The organism is Geitlerinema sp. CS-897, assembly GCF_028368005.1.
GTDB classification, from domain to species: Bacteria; Cyanobacteriota; Cyanobacteriia; order Cyanobacteriales; family Geitlerinemataceae; genus Baaleninema; species Baaleninema simplex.
This window is the reverse complement of record NZ_JAQNCQ010000029.1, coordinates 1-9,837: the sequence shown is the minus strand read 5'-3', so window position 1 is coordinate 9,837 and position 9,837 is coordinate 1. Positions and strand designations below refer to the sequence as shown.

Annotated in this window: 10 protein-coding genes; 3 read left to right on the top strand and 7 right to left on the bottom strand. The window is 51.7% G+C overall.

The features are described from left to right. Together POG22_RS01345 and POG22_RS01340 are read left to right on the top strand one after the other, a co-directional pair. Positions 1-903, top strand: a 903-nt coding sequence (locus POG22_RS01345; RefSeq protein WP_498903174.1) for a carbohydrate kinase family protein, incomplete at its 5' end; no start/stop codon positions are given. Positions 904-1,050: 147 nt separating this feature from the next. Next, entirely contained in the window at positions 1,051-2,232 is a 1,182-nt protein-coding gene (locus tag POG22_RS01340) for an RNA-guided endonuclease InsQ/TnpB family protein (protein ID WP_074170934.1), read from the top strand. Positions 2,233-2,313: 81 nt separating this feature from the next. On the opposite strand, the gene POG22_RS01335 is transcribed toward POG22_RS01340, so the two are convergent. Continuing rightward, entirely contained in the window at positions 2,314-2,628 is a 315-nt protein-coding gene (locus POG22_RS01335; RefSeq protein WP_017659434.1) for a hypothetical protein, read from the bottom strand. A gap of 132 nt (positions 2,629-2,760) precedes the next feature. After that, a complete protein-coding gene (locus POG22_RS01330) occupies positions 2,761-5,562 on the bottom strand; it encodes a hybrid sensor histidine kinase/response regulator (protein WP_498903172.1) in 2,802 nt (933 codons plus the stop codon). 673 nt (positions 5,563-6,235) lie between these two features. Between POG22_RS01330 and POG22_RS01325 the strand changes: the two genes are divergently transcribed. Further along, positions 6,236-6,361: a hypothetical protein gene (locus POG22_RS01325; protein ID WP_498903170.1), complete on the top strand. Its 126-nt coding sequence runs from the start codon at positions 6,236-6,238 to the stop codon at positions 6,359-6,361. Between the two features lie 155 nt (positions 6,362-6,516). Here the strand turns inward: POG22_RS01325 and gatC are convergent, their stop codons facing one another. The 5 genes from gatC to POG22_RS01300 all read right to left on the bottom strand — a co-directional run bounded on the left by gatC (position 6,517) and on the right by POG22_RS01300 (position 9,142). Next, positions 6,517-6,804 carry an Asp-tRNA(Asn)/Glu-tRNA(Gln) amidotransferase subunit GatC gene (gene gatC / locus POG22_RS01320; protein WP_017659432.1) on the bottom strand — a complete coding sequence of 96 codons (288 nt, stop codon included), beginning with the start codon at positions 6,802-6,804 and terminating at the stop codon, positions 6,517-6,519. A 20-nt stretch (positions 6,805-6,824) separates the two neighbouring features. Continuing rightward, complete coding sequence (locus POG22_RS01315; RefSeq protein ID WP_063717654.1) at positions 6,825-7,343, bottom strand: photosystem I assembly protein Ycf3; 519 nt, start codon at positions 7,341-7,343, stop codon at positions 6,825-6,827. A 111-nt stretch (positions 7,344-7,454) separates the two neighbouring features. Continuing rightward, positions 7,455-8,132 carry a 2-C-methyl-D-erythritol 4-phosphate cytidylyltransferase gene (ispD, locus tag POG22_RS01310; protein ID WP_063717655.1) on the bottom strand — a complete coding sequence of 226 codons (678 nt, stop codon included), beginning with the start codon at positions 8,130-8,132 and terminating at the stop codon, positions 7,455-7,457. Between the two features lie 348 nt (positions 8,133-8,480). Then, complete coding sequence (locus POG22_RS01305; RefSeq protein WP_074170935.1) at positions 8,481-8,885, bottom strand: type II toxin-antitoxin system VapC family toxin; 405 nt, start codon at positions 8,883-8,885, stop codon at positions 8,481-8,483. Beyond that, a complete protein-coding gene (locus POG22_RS01300; protein ID WP_017659425.1) occupies positions 8,885-9,142 on the bottom strand; it encodes a hypothetical protein in 258 nt (85 codons plus the stop codon). Before POG22_RS01300 ends, POG22_RS01305 begins: the two co-directional genes overlap by 1 nt. Between the last annotated feature and the right edge of the window lie 695 nt (positions 9,143-9,837).

Below are 9,837 nucleotides of genomic sequence, written 5' to 3'. Positions count from 1 at the left end.
CCCGGCGAAGCGGTCGAATCTTGGACGCCGTACCCCGGCGGCGCACCCGCGAACGTTGCCTGTGCGTTGGTGAAACTGGGGACTTCGGCGGGATTCGTTGGATGTATCGGGGAAGACGAACCGGGAAATCAGTTAGTGCGATTGTTAGAAGAGGTGGGGGTCGATCGCACGGGAATTCAGCGACACCCGACGGCACCGACGCGACAGGTGTACGTGGTACGCACGACGGAAGGCGATCGCGAGTTTGCCGGATTTGGCGAGTTCGATACCCGCGAGTTCGCGGACACGCACCTACAAGCTGAGGCGTTACCGGAATCTCTCTTCGAGTCGGCGGACTTCCTGGTGACGGGAACCCTGGAAATGGCCTGTCCCGATAGCGAGGCGGCGATCGCAAGGGCGCGGGAACTGGCGCAGAAACACGGTGTTCGGGTTCTCATCGATGTGAACTGGCGTCCGGTATTTTGGCAGGATGCAGCGGCGGCGAAGGCGAAGATTCGAGCGATCGTGGAAACGGTGGATTTCCTCAAACTCTCGGACGACGAAGCTCAATGGTTGTTCGAGACGCCCGAGGCGGCGGTGGTGGCGCAACATCTGCCCCAGGTTAGCGGGGTGTTGGTGACGCGAGGCAGTCGCGGCTGTTCTTACTGTTTCGGCGAGGTGGCTGGGGATATTCCGGCGTTTTCGGTGCAGGCGCAGGATACTACGGGAGCGGGAGACGGCTTCGCGGCGGGATTCGTTCACCAACTCTGTTTGCGGGGGGTTGAGGCGTTGCAGGAGGCGGAGACGGTGCGAGAAATGGTGGAGTACGCTAGTGCGGTGGGGGGATTGACGGCAACGAAACCCGGTGCGATCGCCGCTCAACCGACGGCGGAGGAAGTTCGACAGTTTTTAGGTCGACAGTAGAAATCATCCTCACTTTTCCCTCTTCCCTTTTCACCAAACCCCGGCAGGATGCTCCGCTTCTAATCTCTGATTGAAGCGCGGGAGGAATGCCGGGACAGCAACTTTAAGACTTGCGCGGCAACCCTCAAATAATAGTACAATTATCGCATGGAACAAATCCTGACTGTCGTTTGCCAGTTAAAGGCCACCGCCGAGCAAAGTGCCGCCCTCGATGCGACGGCACAAGCATTTGCCGCAGCCTGTAACCTTACAAACTCTGTCGTTCGTCCGGCTGTGACCAGCAAAACAACAATTCAGTCGTTGGTCTATCGGCAACTGCGAGAATCCTTCGGACTGAGTGCCAATCTTGCGGTTCGGGCCTGTGCGCGAGTCGCCGCAAACCGAAAAACGGCAAAGGCAAAAGGGCGCGAAGTCAACGCATTCAAACCCACCAGTGTCGATTACGATGCGAGAGTGTTTTCATTCCGGGAAGACGATTGGACGGTTAGCCTTTCTACAACGAGTGGGCGGGTTCGAGTCCCCATCGTTGCCGCCCCTTACCAGAAAGGGAAACTGAGCGAACAAAAGCCGACTTCGGCGCAACTGTGCAAGCATCGCGACGGTCTGTATTATCTCCACATCCAGGTCAAAAGGTCAGCGCCAGAAATGTGCGATTCGCAAAGTGCTGTGGGTGTGGATCTGGGACGCCGCGACATTGCCGTAACGTCAAAAGGGCAGCGCTGGAACGGCAAAGACATTCAGGAAAAGCGAGACAAGTACGCTCGCGTTCGGGCGTCGCTCCAAAAAAAAGCCTCGAAAGGCACAAGGTCAACTCGCCGTCGGGCGAGACAGGTCTTGAAACGGCTGTCGGGCAAGGAGCGACGCTACCAACAATGGCTAAATCATAATATCAGTCGTCAGATCGTCGATTTTGCGAAACAGCAAGGCCTATTTATTGCCATCGAAGACCTTTCCGGGATTCGAGAGCGAACCAACCAACAGCCTCGCAACCAAACCGAACGCCGCCGCTCGAATAGCTGGGCGTTTTATCAGTTGCGGCAATTTCTGTCTTACAAGGGAATAACTGAAGGCGTGTTGGTGCTTGCCGTGCCGCCTGCTTATAGCAGCCAAACGTGCCATCACTGCCTGCATATCCATCCGGTCAAAGGAAAGTCCTATCGTCAGGGTAAGACGTTTCGATGCGGGAATTGTGGCTGGCTTGGCGATGCTGACGACAATGGTTCCAAGGTTATCGAATTGATTGGGGTCGCCGTAAACCGGCCCGGAGGTTCGGGGCTGTTTTGCAGTCTCAGGGCTACGGAAAGCCATTTATCTATCGCTAAGCGATGATGAATGGTAGTTTACTGAAAGATCCCCGGTCTCTCTAAGATGACGGGGATCTGACTAGATGAATTCTCTTCGTGGAACAGTTTACGCAAACTTGGCGATGCGGCGTTGATAGCGCATATCGGCTTTGGCGTACAGTTGACGCAGTTGAACGATACGTTCTTTCCACTGCTTGAGGGTATCGACATCGGGCGATTTCAAATACGCCTGAAACGCCTCCCGTTCGGCCTCGACCAAACGCTGACACAGCAAAACCGCTTCCTGAACCAGAGGGTTGTGGTGAGATTGAGGTGTGGGGTGAGGATTGAGGGTTTTGTACAGGTAGTACAGAAAATCGATGGCGATGAAGCTTCCCACAAAGCTCGGAATCGCAACGATGAGAAATTTAAGTTGATTCATAACGCAGCCAAAATTGAAACCAACGACCTGGCACAACCTTAGCATTATTGGGGGATTGAGAGGTGATGGTGAGATGGGGTGATGTTGAGATGGGGCAAATTGGTTAACTGTCCTCATTGGTGACTGGCGATTTCAACGATCGACTGTTAACTGTTGATAGTGGTGTAAGAGGTCTAAAATCGCCCGTTCGTGAAACCCCTTGACGAGTTGGGAAACTTTTTGCGAGAACGGACTGTATTGTTCGTCTTCGGCGGCGAGCTGTCGGGCGCGTTCTTTAATGCCTTTGAGATGACCTCGCTTGGCCATATGTAACAGCTCTTCTAACACGTCTGGCGGCGGACCGATCGGATGTTTTCCGTTTGAAGCGATCGCCGATTCTGTGGGTTGGGACGCGATCGCTGGCGGTGTTTCGGCGTACTGCCAATCGATCTGAAGATGCAGTTGCAGCAAATCGAGCAACTCTTCAACTTGGACGGGTTTGGGGAGAAAGTCGTCGCCTCCCGCTTCTTGGCTGCGGGACTTGTCGATTTCAAAAACGCTGGCGGAGGAGGTAATAATCGGTGTTTGCTGGAACTCCGGCTTTTGACGCAAGCGTCGGATCGCCTCGAACCCGTCGAGTCGAGGCATGACCAAGTCGGTGATAATTAAATCGGGTTGGTGACGCTCGGCTAACTCGATTCCTTCTCGTCCGTCTCGTGCTTCGATAACCTCGAACCCGAGAGGTTTCAGCAACTGAGCCACCACCGAGCGGTTTTCCCATTTGTCGTCGATGAGAAGAACGGTCTTTCTGGGCCCTTGGTATCCTTCGACTTTATCGTGACGGGCGGCCGCGACGTTCGCCCAGTCTCGCGCGATCGGTAAGACTAAATCGAACCAAAAGGTGCTGCCGTGTCCTAAAATGCTGCGAACTTGGATTTGTCCTCCCATCATGGCGACGATTTTTTGAGCGATCGCCAGCCCCAATCCCGTTCCTTCGGACATCTGGGCCGCTTCTCCCACTTGCTCGAACGGATGGAAAATTTTCTCGCGTTGTTCGTCGCTGATGCCGATTCCGGTATCCTCGATCTCGAACCGCACTTTGACCGACGCTTCGCCAGCGATGTCGGAACGGGCATCGGTGGCTTCGAGATGGCCGATTACGCCGACTCGGAAGCTCACGGCTCCCTGTTTGGTGTATTTGACGGCATTTCCCAGCAGGTTGATGAGGACTTGTCGCAATCGCTTTTCGTCGGTTCGGATTACTTCGGGAAGTTGAGAAATGCACCGGTAGGTAAAGCCCAGTCCTTTTTGGGTGGCGCGAATTTGGCAGATTTCAGCTACTCCCGTTAGAAAGGCCGGAAAGTGAAATTCGTTCTCGTACAACTCCATTTTCCGAGCTTCGATTTTGGATAAGTCGAGAACGTCGTTAATTAACGTCAGTAGGTGCGAGCCGCATTGGTGAACGATCTCGACGCCCTGTCGGTGTTGGTTGAGATCCGAGCTGCGCTGTAGGATTTGGGCGTAGCCGAGAATGCCGTTGAGAGGCGTTCGCAGTTCGTGACTCATGTTGGCGAGAAACTCGCTTTTGGCTTGGTTGGCAGCTTCGGCGGCTTCTTTGGCGGCTTGGAACTGTTGCGTGCGTTCTTCGACGCGCTCTTCGAGATGGCGGTTCGTTTCTTCGAGGGTTGCAAAGGAACTTTGGAGTTGGGCGGCCATTTGGTTGAAGGAATCGGAGAGTTTTTGAAGCTCGCGGATGCCGTTTTCGTGAACTCGTCGCTCGAATTCTCCTCGAGCCACGTCGCTGCTGGCTTGGCTGAGACGTTCGAGAGGACGGGTAATCCGACTGGCCGTCCAAATGCCCAATCCTGTGGCGACGAGAAGGGCAGCAACGCACAGGGCGATGGTGGTGCGGGTGTTGGCGTCGATCTGAGCCATGAAGTCGGCTTCGGGGACGACGACGACGATCGCCCAATCGAGTCCGGTGGCGGCTTTGTCGGTAAAGGGCAAGACTTGGGCGAAGTAGCGATCGCCTTCGAGTTTCCAGTCTAGCGCTCGGGCTTTCGGGACTCGTTCCCAGTCGCTGTAAGTTTGGATGAGATAACGGGCGGTTTGGCGAATGAGGGGATCGTCGAATTCGCTCGCTCGCAGGCGTTGGGGTTGTCCGTCGGACAGCTCGAACGGTGGGATGTCGGCGGAACTGGCGACGAGCTTTCCGCTGCGATCGACGATAAAGACTTTGCCCGATTTGCCGATTTTGAGGGTTCGTAGAAAGCCGCTGAGTTGTTCGATGCTCCAGTCGATGGCTAAAATGCCGCGAAATTCACCGCTTGGGTCGTAATAGGGTTCTCCGAGAGAGGTGGCGAGGGTGGGAGGATGAATCCAAGCGTATACGGACGTCCAGGTGGGTTTTTGGGCTTGGTACGGGGTGCGATACCACGGGCGTCGGCGAGGATCGTAGTTGGGGGCGGCGGCTAGGAGTCGATCGCGATCGCCGTTTTCGTCGATGGAATAGTTGCGTAGCTCTCCGCTGTTTTCGGTAATTTGGTAGTTTAGCGTGCCGTCGTCGTTGAGTTCGATTCCGACAAATTCGCCGTCAGCCCGCGCAAATTGGATATAGCTGACTTGGCGATCGAAGGTTTGCATCTGTCGCCAAAAGTATCGTTCCATCGATTGCAGGTCGTCGGGATCGAGTTGTCCGAGATCTAAGGCGTTGGCGTTGCTTCGATTGATGGCGTGGGGAACGGCGAGATAGGCGTTGAGTCGTTCTTTGACCCGCGTGTTGACTTCTTCTTCTAGCTGCACGACGAGATCGTTGACGGCACGCTGTCCGTTACGAAACGATAACCATCCAACCAAACTTACGGCGGCACAAATTTGTAAGACGAAGGGGACGACGATGACAAACCGGAAAGGAGGTTTCCATCGAGTTGAGGTGGGGGATGTAAGCCAACGCATAGTCAGTTTTGGGGGCAGGAGTTTCTGGTAAAATTGATTTTTAAAACAATTTTTTGACTCCGATCGAATTTAGAAACTCGGAAATTCTAAACGCGAACTTTGGCAGCGATCGCTCGAACGAATAACCTTTTTAGGAATGACGATCTGAGATTGAAAGTACATAAAATAAACGCATTGAATTCATTTGTCTCGGCGACCGGATCGATCGAACCTTACTCAGTTCGAGATCGCGATCGATAGGAGGAAATACACGAATTTTGGAAGTAAAAGCTTAAGATCGACAACTTTAACCTACTTTTAAGCTTGGTAGCTGGTGTGATTTAAAATTAATTTTTGAAAATATTCTTGCAAAGAAACTTTGTGAAAACAAAATACACAAAGCACGATGGAATATATTAATTTGATTGTAGATCGATTTTTCTGAAATGGAAAGTCATCTCTAAAAACGCTTCTCAATCGTCCGTCTTTCTATCGTGTCAGCCTCGCGGGAAAACCCGATCTCCTAAAATTGGAGTTTGGGGGCGATCGCTTTTCAGATCTAGAGAAAACTGAGGCATAAACGAGGTATATACACTATTGGTAGGGTAGATCGGATCCATCAATTCTACATTTAGCGTAGCAGAGAGATTTTTGTATACAGGTCACCCGTGACAACTGGGATATAGGCTTAACTTTGTTACCAACGTACACAGTTCTGTCAGAGCGGCGATCGCTCGAAACGTGCGATCGCCACCCCGTTGTCAGTTCTTCAACCGTCATCCATTTTTCGATCGCCCACAAAAAACCCCGAAATCTATAAAATTTCAGGGATATAGTGCGTTTATGACAATATTTCGCCGTGGCGATCGCCCGAACGAAACTTGACATAAAGTCAATTGTATGGTTAAAAAACCGACGAACTAAAATTGGAATGTCTCAGACGCCAGAAACCGATAACCTACGTGTGGCAGAAGTTTACAAAATTTTAGGAACCTTGAAAAATTCACCTTCTTGTTCCGGCGCACTGTCGAGCAAATCGTCGCGATGGGGATAACTAGCGTGTTTGTCCGCTCGCGCGATGTTTCTCATGTCCATAATATGAGCCGTGGGCTGCACGTTGTCCGTGTCGAGTTCTTGCAGTTGCTCTACATAGTCGAGCAGTTCGCTCACTTGGTTTGAAAACTCTTCTTCTTCGGCTTCCGTCATTTCCAGACGCGCCAAATGCGCCACTTTATGGATTTCCTGTTTGTCGATCTGGGTCATCAGTTCTCCTTGAAACTCGTTTAAAATCCGTCAATCGAACCGCGTCCGGTGGTCTTCATCCAGTTTTGGGCTTCGATGTAGTTGTTCGGTGCCAGACGTACGGCTTCTTTCCAGTAGCTGGCGGCTTTGTCGAACCACTCTTCGGCTTCGTCGGCGTTCCCGGCAGCTTTTTCCCGATCGCCGCGAAAGTGGTAAATGACGGCGATGTTGTTGAAGGCTTGGGGCATCCGGGGATTGAGTTCGACAGCCTCAAAGTATTTTTCTAAGGCTTTCTCGTGTTCGCCGTTACTGGTGTGGATCAGACCGATATTGTAAAGGATATAGCTGCGATCGTTGGGATCTTCTTCGAGTTTGAGGGCTTCTATGTAGTTTTCCATCGCCTCGGCATATTCGCCGTCGGCTTGAGCGGACATTCCGTCGCGGTAGTAGGCGAAGGCTTCTTTCGAGGACTGTTTGGTCGGCAAAATCTTCAAGATGATGTCTGCCATCACTGTGAAGGATTTGTCGATGAAGTTATCGTTGCGTTGTGTCCGTGGCATGGCAGGGTTAAGGGGTTTGCTATGGGTTCTCGGTTGTTATGGATGGGATGGTCTAGTCTTCTAGTTTAATGTAAGGCGATCTCAAGCGATCGCAAATTGAGACCCCTCGAATTACCGATGGTGCAGGATAAATTCGGCGATGGTGAGATCGATGGGGGTGGTGACTTTCAGGTTGGTTTCTTCTCCTTCGACGATTTTCACCGACAAGCCGCATTTCTCGAACAGGGCTGCATCGTCGGTGACTTCCCAACCTTCGCGACGGCCGCGATCGTGACATTGTTGGAGGAGTTTGACGTCGAAGGCTTGGGGGGTTTGCGCCGCCCAAAGGTTGTTGCGATCGGGCGTGTCGCAAATCGTCATCGCCTCGTCTACGACTTTAATCGTATCTTTGACGGGAATTGCGGCGATGAGTCCGGCGCAGGTTTTCAAGGCGTCGCAAGTGCGATCGAACAGTTGTGGTGTCGCCAAACATCTCGCCCCGTCGTGAATTAAGACGTGGGTGGCGTCGTCGGGGAGGGCTTGCAAGCCGTTGTACACCGATTGTTGTCGCGTGTCGCCCCCTTGGATAAAACGCACGGGTTTGTTCAGCGACAGTTGGCTGAGGATGGTTTTGAAGTCGTCCCAGTCGTGAGGTTGACAGAGCAAGCCAATCCATTCGATTTGGCTCGAAGCGTCGGCGGCTTCGAGCGTCCAGGCGATGACGGGTTTGTTGAGGAGGGGAAGGAGAAGTTTATTGCGATCGCTCCCCATGCGACGCCCCGAACCGGCGGCGGGAATCAGTAAGTGCATCGTAACTTGGGTGTTGTCGGGCTGAACCTTTTGTATTGTGCGGGTTCGGCTTCCGGTTCGAGACGGTGTTTATAAAACGTTACATCGCGGTGTGAGGTGGGGATGAGGTGGGGACGAGGTTGAGATCCTCGGCATCTTGGAGATGCCGGGGTTCTGGGGGAAGGGATCTAGCGGAAGTGCTGCAAAGCAGGAACCTAAGTCATGAGGTTTGGGCGATCGTAGTCCTTCCTTCGGTGGTGAGGATGTCAAGTGTACAATATACTTTCAATCTTCAAGAAAATCTTTTTTCGGAATTCACCAGAAGAATACATCGTTTTCTAATCTACTAACCCACCCTACGAGGGATTACTACGTCTGCCGCCAATTTTCAATGTTTAAATTAGGAATTCGCTGAAATTCACGGACGTTTGCTGTAACCATAATCAAACCGTGTTGTAAAGAGGTAGCAGCAATCAAAACATCATAAGCTCCGATTGGCTGTCCTGACGTTTTGAGAAACTGACGAATTTGAGCAGCTTGCTCTGCAGTTTCTGAATCAAAAGACAAAACGGTAACAGCATCCATGAACCGAGTCAGAAGCGGCGTAATTTCTGATTCTCGTTTCCGATTGAGCTTCAAACCATAGCGTAATTCCATGACGGTAATACTCGAAACTGCGATATCGTTAGGAGACGTTTGTTTCATTCGAGTTTGCGTACCGATTTCTCCTTTCACGAAGTCGCTAATTACACAAGTATCGAGTAAGTAACGCATTAGAACAATTCTGCTACTTCAGGAGGAAGAAGTTCTTCGCGGTTATCTTCAAATGGAATCAAGTCGGGAATTCCTGTAAAGTGGAGAATTTCCTCCGGCCATTGGGTCGGCTGTGTTTGTCGATCTTGGGGAAGTTCGAGAGAGCGAGTTAGAGTTTGCAGGATGAAAGTTTCTGGAGACAGATTGAGTTGGGTAGCGCGTTGTGCAAGTCGCTGTTCGAGTTCGTCAGACAGTTGGATGGTGAGTTTCTTCGTCATGGGTCTTGGAAGGTCGTAGGTTCAATTTTACTGTAACAAAACCCGCAAGATTGTCGATAAATTGTGGGTGGTGCGTTCGCGGGAAGTACATGAATTTGAATTCTGCCACATTCTTTCACCCGCTAACGCACCCTACGAGTAGACTTATGCTAGAATTCTCACACACGCCACTTACAAACGGAAATCTAACACTCGAACGGGTCGAACGAAACTCGAATTTGCTCGAACGAAGCAAATATGATTGGTCGATGAGCTTCCCACCCACAGCCAAGGTAAGTTGCGATCGTCATAGACAATTTGAGGCGAGTTAAACGTTTCTCCCCGCATGAGAGTGTTAGAAACGGGATAGTTTTGACACTCCCCAGCTATCACGGCGTGGGGATTCTTAGTTCAACGACAAGACTTACATATTTGACCCGTAAGCCAAATGTCCAGAGATCTTCATCACGCCGGCGCGTTTCGCATCCCCCCAACCCCCCTTACCAAGGGGGGCTAAGGGGGGATACCTGTTCCGGTCTGCCCGACCGAGAGCGTGGAGTTCTTCAAAAATTCTAAGTCTCCGTGCTTGACGCTTGAAGCTTTTACCCACACGAGCTATTTGACCTGTGGAACCGCCAAACTTCAGTAATCATCGGTTCTCATCTTTCGATGCCAGGTTTTTAAGGAGGTTAGTTACCTGTTCCTCACCCGAAAAT